The sequence below is a fragment of the Methylobacterium sp. E-005 genome, assembly GCF_022829725.1.
Taxonomy (GTDB): domain Bacteria; phylum Pseudomonadota; class Alphaproteobacteria; order Rhizobiales; family Beijerinckiaceae; genus Methylobacterium.
On the sequence record NZ_JAKSYG010000062.1, the window covers coordinates 1 to 13,253 of the forward strand.

Below are 13,253 nucleotides of genomic sequence, written 5' to 3' on the forward strand. Positions count from 1 at the left end.
CACTGATCGCGGCGACAGGGCCGAGGTCGAGACCCCCGTCCGGCCCGTCCTGACTCAGGTCGCCGAGCCGAGCGACACAATCACCCTCGGCCCCTTCGCGGGGACGATCGAGCCCCGCTATCAGGCTCAGCTCGGCTTCCAGATCCCCGGCCGGATGGTGGCGCGTGACGTCACGGTGGGCGACCTCGTCAAGAAGGGGCAGCGCCTGGCCGCCCTCGACACCATCGTCAGCCGCTTCGACCTGACCCGCGCCGAGGCTGACCTCGCCGATGCCCGGGCCCAGGCCGAGAACGCGGAGGCCGCCGAGGCGCGCACGCGCCGCCTGATGACCGGCAACAGCGTCGCGCAGGCCACGCTGGATCAGGCCGTCGCCCGGCGCGACACCGCGCGGGCCCGCGTCGATCAGGCGATGGCGAGCTTGCAGAAGGCCCGGGACCAGATGGGTTACACGGAGCTGAAGGCCGAGTTCGATGGCGTCGTCACGCAGCGCCTCGCCGAGATCGGGCAGGTTCTGAGTGCGGGCCAGGGCGTGGTCACCGTGGCCCGGCCGGACGTGCGTGAGGCGGTCATCGACATACCGGAAGCCTATGTCGCGGCGCTGCCCCCGGATTGCCGCTTCACCGTCGCGCTCCAGAGCGCCCCGGACCTGACCACGACCGGCCGGGTGCGCGAGATTGCGCCGCTCGCCGAGGCCGGGACGCGCTCGAAGCGGATCCGGATCGCCCTGGACGATCCCGGGCCTGCCTTTCGCTTGGGTGCGACCATCGATGTCGCGCTCGCCAGCAATGTCCATCCACGGTTCCTGCTCCCCCCCTCGGCGCTGCTGGAGGAGGGCGGCCGGCGCTCGGTCTGGGTGGTCGCGCCGGACGGCAAGTCGGTGGCTCGGCGCGACGTGACGGTGGTGTCGGAGCGCGACCGTGCGGATCAGGGCCGCATCGCCGTCATCGACGGTCTGCGGGCCGGCGACCGGGTCGTGGTCGCCGGCGTCCACTCGCTCAAGGACGGTCAGCCCGTGCGGCTGACGCACGACGCCGTCTGAGACGGTGGCACGGGGTTTGACGTGAAAAGCTTCAATCTCTCCGACTGGGCGCTCGGGCACCGCTCGTTCGTCTGATTCCTGATGCTCGTTGCGCTCATCGCGGGCGTGATGGCCTATACCCGCCTCGGTCGTGAGGAGGATCCACCGTTCACGATCAAGACCATGGTGGTGCAGACCACATGGCCGGGCGCGACCGTCAAGGAGACCCTCGATCAGGTCACCGACCGGGTCGAGAAGGAACTGCAACAGCTCAACGGGCTGGATTATGTCCGCAGCTATACGACCCCGGGCTTCTCCACGGTCTTCGTACAGTTCCGCGATACGCTGAAGAAGAATGAGATCCAACCGGCCTTCTATCAGGTCCGCAAGCGCCTGGGCGACATCAAGGGACAATTTCCCGAGGGCGTGCAGGGGCCGTTCTTCAATGACGAGTTCGGCGACGTCTACGGCAACATCTACGCCTTCACGGCCGACGGCCTGACCTACCGGCAGCTGCGCGATTACGTCGAGGGCGTGCGCACCGAGGTGCTGCGGGTGCCCGATATCGGGAAGACCCAGCTGATCGGCACCGAGGCCGAGACGATCTTCCTCGATTTCTCGACCCGCAAGCTCGCCGGCTATGGCATCGACTTCTCGGCCCTGATCAAGGCGCTCCAGGCGCAGAACGCCGTCTCCGCCTCGGGCGTGGTCCAGGCCGGCCCCGAACGGGTCTCGCTCCGGGTCAGCGGTTCCTTCGCGTCCGAGACCGCACTTCAGGATTTCAATCTGCGGGTGAACGACCGCTTCTTCCGCCTTGCCGATATCGCCGAGATCAGCCGCGGCTACGAGGACCCGCCCTCCGCCCTGTTCCGGGTGGACGGCAAGCCGGCGATCGGCCTCGCCATCGCGATGCGGCCCGGCGCCAACCTGCTGCATTTCGGCGCGGCGCTGAAGGAGCGGATGCGCCTGATCGAGGCAAAGCTGCCCGTGGGCGTCGGAATCCACCTCGTGTCGGATCAGCCCAAACAGGTCGAGCACGCGGTCGGCGGTTTCACCGAGGCTTTGGTCGAGGCCATCGTGATCGTGCTGGCGGTCAGCTTCGTGAGTCTCGGCGTCCGGGCCGGCCTCGTGGTCTCGGTATCGATCCCCCTCGTCCTCGCGATCGTCTTCGTCATCATGCAGATCATGGACGTTACGCTGCAGCGCATTTCGCTCGGCGCGCTGATCATCGCACTCGGCCTCCTCGTCGATGACGCCATGATCACCGTGGAGATGATGGTGGCGCGGCTGGAGCGCGGCGACACGCTCCTGAAGGCCGCGACCTTCGCCTACACCTCGACGGCCTTCCCGATGCTGACCGGGACGCTCGTCACGGTAGCGGGCTTCCTGCCGATCGGCTTCAACGGGTCGGGGGCGGGCGAATACACCTACTCGCTGTTCGTGGTGCTGGCGGCCTCGCTGCTGGTGTCCTGGGTGGTCGCGGTGCTGTTCGCGCCGCTCATCGGCGTGACGCTGCTTCCCAAGACCATGAAGCACCACAGCGAAAAGGATGGGCTGTTCACCCGGATGTTCACGGCGGCTCTGCGCGTCGCGATGCGCTGGCACTGGAGCACGGTGGTGGCCTGCCTCGCCGTGATGGCCGTTGCCATCATCGGCATGGGCCACGTGCAGCAGCAGTTCTTCCCGTCCTCGGACCGCTCTGAGGTGCTGGTCGATCTGACCCTGCCGCAGAACGCCACGATCGCCGAGACGCGGGCGCAGATGGACCGCTTCGAGGCGAGGCTGAAGGACGATTCCGACGTTTCGAGCTGGTCGTCCTATGTGGGGCAGGGGGCCGTGCGCTTCTACCTGCCCCTCGATCAACAATTGTCGAACGCGTTCTTCGGGCAGATCGTGATCGTCACGGAATCGCTCGAGGTCCGCGACCACGTGATGGCGCGCCTTCAGAACATGGCCCGACGCGACTTCGTTGGAACCGACGTGTTGGTTCAGCCGCTCAGCCTCGGGCCGCCTGTGGGACGACCGGTCCAGTACCGCCTCAGCGGACCGAATATGGAAACGGTGCGCCACCTCGCCCTCGATCTCGCCAACGTGGTCGCGAGCGACACACGCCTCGACGTACCGACCTTCGACTGGAATGAGCCCGGCAAGGTTCTGCGGGTCGAGATCCTGCAGGACAAGGCGCGCCAACTCGGCGTGTCGAGCCAGGATGTCGCCGGCATCCTCAACGGCATCGAGGGTGGTCAGACGATCACGCAGGTGCGCGATTCGATCTACCTCGTGAACGTCGTCGGCCGCGCGCGCGCCGCCGAACGCTCCTCCCTCGATACCTTGCAATCGCTGCAGGTCGGGCTGTCCAACGGCACCGTGGTGCCGCTGCTGGCCTTCGCGCGGATCGGCTACGGGCTCGAACAGCCGATCGTCTGGCGTCGGGACCGGTTGCCGACCGTAACGGTTCGGGCGACGATCCATGGAACGACGCAGCCCGCCACCATCGTGGCCGCTCTCCAGCCCGGCATCGCCGCCTTCGTGAAAGCGCTGCAGGAGGGTTATACCCTGACGACCGGCGGAGCCGTCGAAGAATCCGCCAAGGGCCAGGGGCCGATCGCGGCGGTCGTGCCGGTCATGTTGCTCGCGATGGCGCTGCTGCTGATGATCCAGCTTCAAAGCGTCGGGCGCATGCTGCTGGTCTTCACCGTGGCGCCCCTCGGACTGATCGGCGTCGTGCCGGCGCTGCTGCTGTTCGACAAGCCGATGGGTTTCGTGGCGATCCTCGGCATCCTGGCGCTGGTTGGGATCATCATCCGCAACGCGGTCATTCTGGTGAGCCAGATCGAGGAGTTCCGCGACGAAGGTATGGCGCCCTGGGACGCGGTCTTCGAGGCGACCCATCACCGGATGCGGCCGATCCTGTTGACGGCCGCGGCGGCGAGCCTCGGCCTGATCCCGATCGCCCGCGAGGTGTTCTGGGGGCCGATGGCCTACGCGATGATCGGCGGCATCCTAGCCGCCACCGTCCTCACGCTCCTGTTCCTGCCCGCCCTGTATGTCGGCTGCTACCGGATCCGGCCAAGTGCCGGCGGCTCAGTGGCATCCACCGCCTGACTCGGCGCGGGCGTGACGACAACGCTTCGTCACTGGCTTCGCGAGGCGGGCAGACAGAAAGGTCAGCCCGCATCCCGAAGCCGACGCCAGCTGCTGTGCGGACCAAGACACCACGTCCGAAGACACAATAATGTATAAATCTGACGAAGATCCAAGACCATGACCGGATCCGCCTTTGACAACAACGTCATCACATCTTGATTTCTGGATATTGAACACTTAAATTTTTCAGGCGTTGTCGTTGTTATTCTTCTGCCGCGGCGCGTTTGCTCGACGCCCGGATGGCGGATCGCGATGCAATCGATCTTCGCGACGAAAGGCCTTCATCCGCGGAACCGGTTCAATATCCGGCGCGACATGGTGGCGGCGCAGGGGCTGCCCATGGCGTTGAGTTATGGCGCCGAGAAACCTTTCGAGGCACGGATTGAGGCCGCCCGGATCGGATCCCTCGACGTCGCGCGGTATGCGCAGAACGCCGACACGGGTGAGACGACGCCGGCGAAGAGCCGGCGCTATGGGAACGACGGGGGCCTCCTCGTCGCGTTGCCGCTCACCGGCGCGATCAGCAGCCTTCAGAACGATCGCTGCAAAGCTGCGGACCCGGAAGCCCCTGGTCCTCGACAGCCGTCCGGCGGTGAATGAGAGCGGCATGGGCTGCCGGAGCCTGTGCGTGGAGATACCGCGCGAGCGCCTGCAACGGGCGCTCGCACCCGCACAGATCCACGCCTCTCTCGAAATCAGCGCCGACCTACCGTCCAGCCTTCTGGCCAGCACGTTTCTGCGCGTATTGGTCGACGTGCATTCTCAGCTCTCCCCGAACGGCGTCGAGCGGATGGCATCGATCACCGTCGATCTGATCGTGGCCAGCCCCGCCGAGCGACTGGCCCGGGACGTTCCCCAGTCGCTCCGTGCCACGATCCTGCTGCAGCGGGCCAAAGCCTTCATCGCGGCCAATCTCCACGATCCCGCGCTGGATCCGCCGTGTTTCGCAGCCGCAATGGGCGTTTCCCTGCGCCGCCTCTAAGACATGTTCCACGAGGCCGGCCAGCACATCGCAGACTACATCGAGCGACGCCGGCTCGAGATGGTGGCCCGACGCCTTATCGACCCGAGCTGCGCCCACATTGCGATCCGCATCCTCGCCTATGGCTGCGGCTTCGTCAGCCAAGCTCACTTTTCCCGACGCTTCGAGGATCACTTCGGCGTGACGCCGCGGGAATTCCGGCACAGGGCTGCCTGGGCAGCGCGCTGCTATGGGTCGCGTGCCGGCAATCCGGAAACCTTGCGCATGCTTCGAACGTAGGGAGGAACCGAGAAGCCAAGGTTCCCCCGCATGAACGCCTTCATCGCCGTCGTCTTGGTCTGCGCCAACGGCATCCCCCAGGACACCTGTACGGATGACCGCGCCCTGGAGGTGCGCAAGGTCCGCGTCGCGAACGAACTCGGCTGCGCCACGGGCTGGCAGGAGATCATCGCCCGCACCGAGCGACGCGACGAGATCGGCAAGAGCGCCTACCTCAAGACCGAATGCCGCCGCGTGAAGGAGCCCCAGTGACGACCGCTACCTGTCGTACTTGATGTAGGCGAAGCGCGGATCGGTCGGCGTCCCCTCCAGCCCGTGGCCTTCCAGGCCAGGCTGCCAGGACACCACCTCCTCGATCTTCTTCGCCAGCGCGAAATCCTTCTCGGTGATGCCCTTGGCGGCGTGGTTCATCAACCGCACCTCGACCCAGGCGTAGGACGCCGTGAGGTCGGGATGGTGCCACGCCGCTTCCGCGAGATGACCCACCGTATTGATCACCATGAGCGTGCTCTTCCAGCCTGACGTCTTGTAGGTGCGGCGGATCCACCCGTCCTCGAGCCGCCATGCGGGCAGTTCCGCCTTGAGCCGCGCCTCCACGGTCGCATCGTCCAGCACGCCCTCACGCCGTTCACTCATCTGCCGCCCTCCCTCGATCGATCGGCGCAAGGTGCCGCCGCATCCGGCCCGGTGCAAGCGTATCCGCCGCGGTGGACGCGGCGACATGCGAGCCCTATGACCATTTTCCAATGGCGCCGGCACACGTCCGCACTTCAGTCTGCCTCGCCTGAACACTGCAAGAGACGACGGGAGAAGGCGTGATGCTGTCACGGCGCGCGATGCTCGCCGGCGGCCTGCTGGGCGGCCTCGGCCTTCGGGCGGCGCGGGCCGACACGCCGGTTGTCCGCCTCGGGAGCCTGCCCTTCGGAACCTCGACCTGGGAGGCGGCGGTGATCAAGGCCCGCGGCCTCGATGCAGCCAACGGGTTCCAGCTCGACCCCGTCAAGCTCGCCGGGAACGACGCCGCGCGGATCAGCTTCATCGGCGGCCAAGTCGATACGATCGTCGGCGATCTGCTCTGGGCGGCACGCCTAGGCAATGACGGGCAGGCGGTGCGTTTCATCCCGTATTCGACCTCGGAGGGCGCCGTGATGGTGCCGACCGACAGCCCGATCAAGAGCCTGAAGGACCTCGACGGGAAGCGCTTCGGCGTGGCGGGCGGTCCGCTGGACAAGAACTGGCTGCTCCTGAAGGCCCAGGCCAAGGACGTCGCCGGCATCGATCTGGAGCGCGCCGCGGAGATCGCCTACGGCGCGCCGCCGCTCATCACCCTGAAGCTGGAGCAGGGGGCGCTCGACGCGGCACTGACCTACTGGACCTATTGCGCGCGGCTCGAAGCCAAGAAATTCCGCCGCCTCATCGGCGCGGAGGACATCATGCACGCCCTCGGAGTCCCCGGGGACGTGGCGCTGATCGGCTATCTCTTCCAGGACGCCACCGTGAAGGAGAAGCCGGAGGCGGTCGCCGGCTTCTACCGCGCGTCCCGCGCCGCCAAGGACATGCTGGCCCAGGATCCGTCCACGTGGGAGATCGTGCGCCCGCTGATGGCCGCGGAGGACGAGGCGACCTTCGAGGCGCTGAAGCGCGATTTTCTGGCCGGCATCCCCCGCCGCCCAGTGGCGGAGGAGCGCGCCGACGCGGAGAAGCTCTACGCCGTAATGGCGCGGCTCGGGGGGGCGCGCCTCGTCGGCAAGGGGAGCAGCCTGCCGCCCGACCTCTATTACGACAACAGCCGCAATGGCTGAGGCGTCCCTCCGCCACCGATTTGTCCCGCGCGTCCGGATTGCCGGGACCGCATGGGCGCGCTGACCCGGATCGCGTCCCTGGTCGTGCTCATCGGCGCGTGGCAGGCGACCGCGCTGGAGGCGCATTCGCGCCTGCTCCCGGCGCCGCTGACGGTGCTGAGCTTTATCGCGCAGGAGGCCGCTCGGGGCGATCTTGCCCACAATATCGGCATCACCCTGTTGCGGGTGGCGATCTCCTTCGCGATCGCGATGGTGCTCGGCGTTGCGTTGGGCGTGGCGCTCGGCCGCTCGAAGGCCGCCGACCTGACCCTCGATACGCCGCTCCTCGTGCTGCTCAACACGCCCGCCCTCGTGATCACGGTGCTGGCCTATGTCTGGGTCGGGCTGACCGAGACGGCCGCCATCCTGGCAGTGGTGCTCAACAAGCTGCCGAACGTCGCGGTGATCGTGCGCGAGGGCGCCCGCAACCTCGACCCCGGCCTCGACGAGATGGCCCGTGCCTACCGCCTCGACCGCTGGACCTGGGCCCGGGATGTCCTGATCCCGCAGCTTCAGCCCTACATGGTCACCGCCGCCCGGTCGGGGCTATCGCTCGCCTGGAAAATCGTGCTCGTGGTCGAGCTGCTCGGCCGGCCGGACGGGGTCGGCTTCGCGATCAACTACTACTTCGTCCAGAGCACCGACGTGGCCGCAATCATCGGCTACAGCCTCGTCTTCATGGCCGTGATGATCGGCATCGATGTCCTCCTCCTTCAGCGGCTCGAAGCCCATGTCCGCCGCTGGCGCTGAACCCGTCCTGCGGGTTGCGATCGCTTCGAAATGGTACCGGCCGCGCGGCGCCGAGCCCGTCGAGGCGGTCCGCGACCTCGCCTTCGGCATCGCGGCCGGCGAGATCGTCTGCCTGATCGGTCCGTCCGGCGCGGGCAAGACCACGACGTTGCGCATCCTCCTCGGGCTCGACACCGCGTTCGAAGGCCGCGTTTCCGGGGCCGAGCAGGCCGGCATGGTGTTCCAGGAGCCGCGGCTGCTGCCCTGGCGCAGCGTCGAGCACAACGTGCGGCTGGGCCTGCCCCGGGCGCGGCGGGGCCTCGATCTCGATGGCCTGTTCGCGCAGCTTGGGCTGACGCCATGGCGCGACCGCTACCCGAAGGCACTCTCCCTCGGGATGCAGCGGCGCGTGGCCCTCGCCCGGGCGCTCGCCGCAGGGCCACGGGTGCTGGTCCTCGATGAACCCTTCGTCTCCCTCGACGATGCCGCGGCCGCCGAGCTGCGCGGCCTCGTGGTCGAAACCGTCGATCGGGCGGGCATGAGCGTCCTGATGGTGACCCACAACGTTGCCGAGGCGATCGGAATCGCGGATCGCCTGCTCCTCGTCTCGCGCCGGCCGGCGAGCCTGATCGCCGATATACCCCTCGACCGGCCGCGTCAGGCGCGCGACCGGGCCTGGGCGGAGGCGACCCGGGCCATGCTCGCAGCGCAGCACCCGGAGATCATCGCGCTCTGAGCGAACCTCAGTTCGCCCTGGCGTCGACGTCCAGCCGGTCGAGCACGAGGGCGGGGGAACGCGCGGCGCCCAGATCGATGAAGCCGATTCCGGCGGGCTCCTTGGCCATGGCGTGCAGCACCAGCTTACCAGGCTTCATCACGAACTGGCCCATCGCCGCCCCGATCGCCTTGGCGGCAGGACCATTGCCGAGGATGATCGGGATGCCGAGCAGGCTCGCGGTGACATATTCCTTGCGCAGCTCATCGGGCCTGAGGCTGAGATCCTTTGCCTGCGCGGCCAGGAAGCGCTCGAACAGGCCGGCATTCTCCACCGTGAGGTCGAGGCTCTTGGCACTGCCGGAGAACATCAGCAGGGTCGCCGCCGGGAGGGTACCGGAGAGAAGTTCCGGTCCAATCCCGCCCAGCGTTCCGGACAGGCGGACAGTGCCGATCTCGCGGCCCGAAATCGTGATGTCGCGGACCAGCAGATCGCGCGCCTTCCCGTCGACGGCCAGGTCGGCCACCACGTCGAAGTCGACGTTGCGGTAGCCATAGGCCGGGAGCATCCCGACGATCGGCTGGCCGGCCAGCAGATCCGCAGGCAGGCTCAGGCCCGACAGGGTCAGGCGGCTGTTGCTCGGTACGCCGTCGGTGGGCGGACCGAAGGCGAGGCTGGCCTCCCGGAGCACTATCCGGGATCCTGGCTGCGGCGTGACGGTGACCGCCAGGGGATCTCCGGTCCGCGGTTCGACACCCTTCGGGTCCGCGGGCTTGCCGGCATTGAGGCGAGCCGTCTCGGAGCCGGTCCCACGGGCCGGGATCCGTCCGTCCCGATGGGGCGTCCGCTCCGGGGTGGCCTCCGGCGGAAGTTCAATGGCGAGGTCGTTGAGGGTCAGATTGCCGATCTGCGGCGTGAGGCGACGCATCTCGGCATCGGAGAAGCCGGTCCCGGCCGCCGGCTCGGCGGCGATACCCTGCAGTGCCGCCACCGTGGGGGCGAGGGACGCCCCGGTCAGTGTCAGGCGGCCGAGCTGCGTGCGCAGGCCGCCCCGCGACAGCGCGAGATCCTCAAGCCGCGTACCGGCCTCCGGCCCGGCGGACGCATAGGCGATCCGGCGGATCTCGAACAGCAATGGCCCCTTCGGATCGGCATCGCTGACGCTGAGACCCTGCAACTCCAGGCTTCCCAAGGTGGTCGCGGCGATCAGGTCGGCCGCCGCAGCCGCGAAGGCGCGGCGATCGGCGCCGTCCTGAAAGCCCCCGGCCACGATGGCGAAGGCGCCATTCCAGCCATCGGGGATCTGCCGACCGCCGAGGTCGCGCCCGCTCAGGCTCGCAATCTTCACGGTTGTGCCGCGGGCATCAGCGTAGACGACGTCCGCAACCTGGATCGTCCCGTAGACGCGCTGGACCGGCCCTTTGCCGTCCCCGGGAGTGGTGTAGAGGCGGCTCAGCGCCGCGAGATCGAGATCCGTCGCCCGCACCTGACCGTAGGTCCCTGAGCCACCATTCGGCCCCGCCACCACGTTCACGGTCGCACCGGCGGCCGTGAGCTCGCCGACGCGGCCGGCTCGTACGTCCCGGGCCACGACATCGCGATAGGTTACGGTCTGGCGGTTCTCCCCGGGCCCGGCATTCTCCGATGTCAGGACCGGGACCGTCAGGCTGGCGGCATCGAGCCGTGCGAGCCGCTCGTTCCACGGAACCGCCGAGTCCGGGCGCAGGATCGCGGCAAGGTCCTCCTTCGAGAGGCGTGTGCCGCTCGCCGTCAGCTTCGGCGCCTTGAGGAGCGTGCCGCCAAGCGGCAGAACCACGTCGGTGACCGTCACGTCCTGGACCGCAGCGGCGCCCTCCTGCGCAACGAGCGGCGCGGGGAGCGCGACGAGGCCGAGCAGCACCGCCGTTCCGGCCGCCGCCAGGGTCGACCGGAGGCGGAATCGGGCCTTCGGAGAGATCATGACAGGGTCCGGATCAGAGAGCGTGTGCGTGTCCGTTACGCGTGCCGCGTTTTGCCGGGCGAGGCAATCGCGCCCGCCGGCTTACCCTGTCGAGCCCGCACGGGTGTCGTAAGCCGGCAACGACCGGAGCGTCAGGCCCCGCACCAGACTTCCTAAAGCGAGAAGGAGGTCCCGCAGCCGCAGGATGCGGTGGCGAGCGGGTTCTCGATCTTGAAAGACTGGCCGATCAGATCGTTCACGAAATCGATGGTCGAGCCGCTCATGTATTCCAGCGAGACCGGGTCAACGACCACGGTGGCGCCGTCGCGCTCGATCGCGACGTCCTGCGCCTCACGGCTCCGGACAATATCGAATGCGTAGGAGAAGCCCGAGCAGCCGCCGCCGTTGACGCTGATCCGCAGCGATGAGCCTGCGGGCTCGGCAACCATAATCTCGTTGATGCGCTTGGCGGCGCGATCGGTCAGGGTGATGTCAGCCATTGGTCTCAAGGCCACGCATTCGTTCGGTGGACGCCGCCGCCGGACCGTTGTCCCGGACGTCATGACCGACAAGATATGGATCATGAGCCCGCGCCGCAACGCGTGGGATGAGAGGTAGTCATGACCGGTTTGCGTGAGACAGCGGACAGCTCCCGTGCGGCCTAACGGCGAGCGTTGGCGTGCGCCCTACGCCACGGACCCGGCCCGGACCCGGGGCCGCCTCATCCCCGAGGCCGGCTCGCCGACGCGCAGCGACTTTCAGCGCGACCGGGACCGGATCGTGCATTCGACCGCGTTCCGCCGCCTGAAGCACAAGACGCAGGTCTTCGTGCATCACGAGGGCGACCATTACCGGACCCGGCTGACCCATACTTTGGAGGTCAGCCAGATCGGCCGGGCGCTGGCACGGGCGCTGGGTCTCGACGAGGATCTGGCTGAGGCCTTGGCGTTGAGCCACGACCTCGGCCACACGTGCTTCGGCCATACCGGCGAGGACGCGCTGGATGCCTGCATGGCCGACCATGGCGGTTTCGACCATAACGCGCAGGCCCTGCGGATCGTCACACGCCTCGAACGTCGATACGCCGGATTCGACGGGCTCAACCTCGCCTGGGAGACGCTGGAGGGTCTGGTCAAGCACAACGGCCCGCTGCTCGATGCTGAAGGCCAGCCGATGCCGCGATACGCCGAGCGCGGCATCCCAGCCGCGATCCTGGAATACGACGCTCTGAACCCCCTCGATTTGTGGAGCCAGGCCGGTCCGGAGGCACAGGCCGCCTCGCTCGCCGACGATATCGCCTACGCGGCCCACGACCTCGATGACGGCCTGCGCGCCGGCCTGTTCGAGATACCGGATTTGCGCGCCGTCCCGTCCCTGGCCGGGCTGCTCGATGAGATCGACGGACTTCACCCCGGCCTGGAACCCTCGCGCAAGATCCACGAACTGGCGCGCCGGGTCATCACACGCTTCGTGGAGGACGTGATCCGCGAAAGCGATCACCGGATCGCTGCGCTCAAGCCGCGCAGCGTCGAGGACATCCGCGGGGCGCGCGAGCCGGTCATCGCGTTCTCGGCCGCCATCGCGGCGGCCGACGCCGACGTCATGCGCTTCCTGTGGGGGCGGATGTACCGGCACCCGGGCGTGGTGGCGGTGCGCAAGAAGGCCGATGCCATCGTCCGCGACCTGTTCGCCGCGTTCACGGCGGATCCATCTCGCATGCCCGAAGAATGGCATATCGGATTGGACGGCGCACCGACTGCGCGGATCGCGCGCCGTGTTGCCGACTATATTGCCGGCATGACTGATACCTATGCGGTGCTGGCCCACCGCAAGCTCTACGACGCGACCCCGGATCTGCACTGGGAGTTGCCGAGCCGGGGATTGCCGCTGGCCGAGCCTTGAAACCCGTCGACTGACTGCTGGCACGGCGCTGCGGCCGGGGAATCATCCGTGACCCGGCCGCCCCCTTTACCTTGAACCACCGAAGAGTTTTCGGGCGCCCTGGTCAGCAGCCGCAGCCGTAACCGTAGGCGCCGCCGGTGACGGGATAGCCGTAACCGTATCCATATCCGCCATAGGCCGCCGGATAGCCGTAGCCGTAAGCGCCATACCCGTAGCCACCATAACCACCGTAGCCGTACCCCCCGTAGAGGCTACCGGCGGCGAGACCCAATCCGAGGCCGAGGCCGGCACCGGCAAGTCCGTAGCCCAGGCCGCGTCCATAGCCGTAGCCCCGCCCGTATCCCCGGCCATAACCGTATCCATACCGGTGGCCGTAGTATCCGCCCCGATAGCCGTAGCCGCCGGCGCGGAAGCCGTAGCCGTAATGTCCGCCCTGGAACCCGCCACCCCGGTATCCGCCCGCTTCCGCGGCCGGTGCGGCCAGGAGGAGGGCGCACAGCGCCGAGCCGGCCATCATCAAGGTCTTCATGAAGGTCTCCCCGTTCGAAGATTCGCGATCGCCGCCGACGAGACCGCCTTGCCCAAGACGAAACAAGATTTTTTCGAATGGATCGGTAATCTCCGCACGGGATCGTCCGATCGGACCACCCGTGGGCCAGCCGCCGCGGATCCGGGTCCCGCGCATACCCGGCGCCGTGACA

At 67.8% G+C, this 13,253-nt stretch carries 14 protein-coding genes; 10 read left to right on the plus strand and 4 right to left on the minus strand.

The features are described from left to right. The 6 genes from MKK88_RS05980 to MKK88_RS06005 all read left to right on the plus strand — a co-directional run. Positions 1–1,039 (plus strand): efflux RND transporter periplasmic adaptor subunit (locus MKK88_RS05980; protein WP_243997846.1); only part of this gene is annotated, 1,039 nt, incomplete at its 5' end. An 81-nt stretch (positions 1,040–1,120) separates the two neighbouring features. Continuing rightward, complete coding sequence (locus MKK88_RS05985) at positions 1,121–4,123, plus strand: efflux RND transporter permease subunit (RefSeq protein WP_243997848.1); 3,003 nt, start codon at positions 1,121–1,123, stop codon at positions 4,121–4,123. 294 nt (positions 4,124–4,417) lie between these two features. Beyond that, the gene (locus MKK88_RS05990) at positions 4,418–4,765 is read left to right on the plus strand and encodes a hypothetical protein (protein ID WP_243997850.1); all 348 of its coding nucleotides are present in this window, start codon (positions 4,418–4,420) and stop codon (positions 4,763–4,765) included. A gap of 28 nt (positions 4,766–4,793) precedes the next feature. After that, positions 4,794–5,147 carry a hypothetical protein gene (locus tag MKK88_RS05995; RefSeq protein ID WP_243997852.1) on the plus strand — a complete coding sequence of 118 codons (354 nt, stop codon included), beginning with the start codon at positions 4,794–4,796 and terminating at the stop codon, positions 5,145–5,147. Between the two features lie 3 nt (positions 5,148–5,150). Next, the gene (locus tag MKK88_RS06000) at positions 5,151–5,426 is read left to right on the plus strand and encodes a helix-turn-helix domain-containing protein (protein ID WP_243997854.1); all 276 of its coding nucleotides are present in this window, start codon (positions 5,151–5,153) and stop codon (positions 5,424–5,426) included. A gap of 30 nt (positions 5,427–5,456) precedes the next feature. Then, positions 5,457–5,678: a hypothetical protein gene (locus tag MKK88_RS06005; RefSeq protein ID WP_243997856.1), complete on the plus strand. Its 222-nt coding sequence runs from the start codon at positions 5,457–5,459 to the stop codon at positions 5,676–5,678. A gap of 6 nt (positions 5,679–5,684) precedes the next feature. Here the strand turns inward: MKK88_RS06005 and MKK88_RS06010 are convergent, their stop codons facing one another. After that, the gene (locus MKK88_RS06010) at positions 5,685–6,062 is read right to left on the minus strand and encodes a 4a-hydroxytetrahydrobiopterin dehydratase (protein WP_243997858.1); all 378 of its coding nucleotides are present in this window, start codon (positions 6,060–6,062) and stop codon (positions 5,685–5,687) included. Positions 6,063–6,244: 182 nt separating this feature from the next. Here MKK88_RS06010 and MKK88_RS06015 point away from each other — a divergent pair, with 182 nt between their 5' ends. From MKK88_RS06015 to MKK88_RS06025, 3 genes are read left to right on the plus strand one after another with little or no spacing between them, the layout of a single operon-like run. Further along, positions 6,245–7,228 carry an ABC transporter substrate-binding protein gene (locus tag MKK88_RS06015; RefSeq protein ID WP_243997860.1) on the plus strand — a complete coding sequence of 328 codons (984 nt, stop codon included), beginning with the start codon at positions 6,245–6,247 and terminating at the stop codon, positions 7,226–7,228. A gap of 51 nt (positions 7,229–7,279) precedes the next feature. Next, positions 7,280–8,017 (plus strand): ABC transporter permease, encoded by a 738-nt coding sequence (locus MKK88_RS06020; protein WP_243997862.1) that lies wholly within the window; start codon positions 7,280–7,282, stop codon positions 8,015–8,017. Continuing rightward, positions 7,998–8,732: an ABC transporter ATP-binding protein gene (locus tag MKK88_RS06025; RefSeq protein WP_243997864.1), complete on the plus strand. Its 735-nt coding sequence runs from the start codon at positions 7,998–8,000 to the stop codon at positions 8,730–8,732. Before MKK88_RS06020 ends, MKK88_RS06025 begins: the two co-directional genes overlap by 20 nt. A 7-nt stretch (positions 8,733–8,739) precedes the next feature. On the opposite strand, the gene MKK88_RS06030 is transcribed toward MKK88_RS06025, so the two are convergent. Beyond that, complete coding sequence (locus MKK88_RS06030) at positions 8,740–10,671, minus strand: hypothetical protein (protein ID WP_243997866.1); 1,932 nt, start codon at positions 10,669–10,671, stop codon at positions 8,740–8,742. A gap of 152 nt (positions 10,672–10,823) precedes the next feature. Next, complete coding sequence (locus MKK88_RS06035) at positions 10,824–11,150, minus strand: HesB/IscA family protein (RefSeq protein ID WP_243997868.1); 327 nt, start codon at positions 11,148–11,150, stop codon at positions 10,824–10,826. A gap of 154 nt (positions 11,151–11,304) precedes the next feature. Between MKK88_RS06035 and MKK88_RS06040 the strand changes: the two genes are divergently transcribed. Then, positions 11,305–12,552, plus strand: a complete 1,248-nt coding sequence (locus tag MKK88_RS06040) for a deoxyguanosinetriphosphate triphosphohydrolase (protein ID WP_243997870.1) — start codon at positions 11,305–11,307, stop codon at positions 12,550–12,552. 103 nt (positions 12,553–12,655) lie between these two features. On the opposite strand, the gene MKK88_RS06045 is transcribed toward MKK88_RS06040, so the two are convergent. After that, complete coding sequence (locus MKK88_RS06045) at positions 12,656–13,081, minus strand: hypothetical protein (protein ID WP_243997872.1); 426 nt, start codon at positions 13,079–13,081, stop codon at positions 12,656–12,658. Positions 13,082–13,253: the final 172 nt, after the last annotated feature.

Bases quoted from the DNA above. Each gene is read 5' to 3' on its own strand.
- MKK88_RS05985 (WP_243997848.1), top strand. From the start codon at position 1,121: ATGCTCGTTGCGCTCATCGCGGGCGTGATGGCCTATACCCGCCTCGGT.
- MKK88_RS05990 (WP_243997850.1), top strand. From the start codon at position 4,418: ATGCAATCGATCTTCGCGACGAAAGGCCTTCATCCGCGGAACCGGTTC.
- MKK88_RS06000 (WP_243997854.1), top strand. From the start codon at position 5,151: ATGTTCCACGAGGCCGGCCAGCACATCGCAGACTACATCGAGCGACGC.
- MKK88_RS06005 (WP_243997856.1), top strand. From the start codon at position 5,457: ATGAACGCCTTCATCGCCGTCGTCTTGGTCTGCGCCAACGGCATCCCC.
- MKK88_RS06010 (WP_243997858.1), bottom strand. From the start codon at position 6,062: ATGAGTGAACGGCGTGAGGGCGTGCTGGACGATGCGACCGTGGAGGCG.
- MKK88_RS06015 (WP_243997860.1), top strand. From the start codon at position 6,245: ATGCTGTCACGGCGCGCGATGCTCGCCGGCGGCCTGCTGGGCGGCCTC.
- MKK88_RS06020 (WP_243997862.1), top strand. From the start codon at position 7,280: ATGGGCGCGCTGACCCGGATCGCGTCCCTGGTCGTGCTCATCGGCGCG.
- MKK88_RS06025 (WP_243997864.1), top strand. From the start codon at position 7,998: ATGTCCGCCGCTGGCGCTGAACCCGTCCTGCGGGTTGCGATCGCTTCG.
- MKK88_RS06030 (WP_243997866.1), bottom strand. From the start codon at position 10,671: ATGATCTCTCCGAAGGCCCGATTCCGCCTCCGGTCGACCCTGGCGGCG.
- MKK88_RS06035 (WP_243997868.1), bottom strand. From the start codon at position 11,150: ATGGCTGACATCACCCTGACCGATCGCGCCGCCAAGCGCATCAACGAG.
- MKK88_RS06045 (WP_243997872.1), bottom strand. From the start codon at position 13,081: ATGAAGACCTTGATGATGGCCGGCTCGGCGCTGTGCGCCCTCCTCCTG.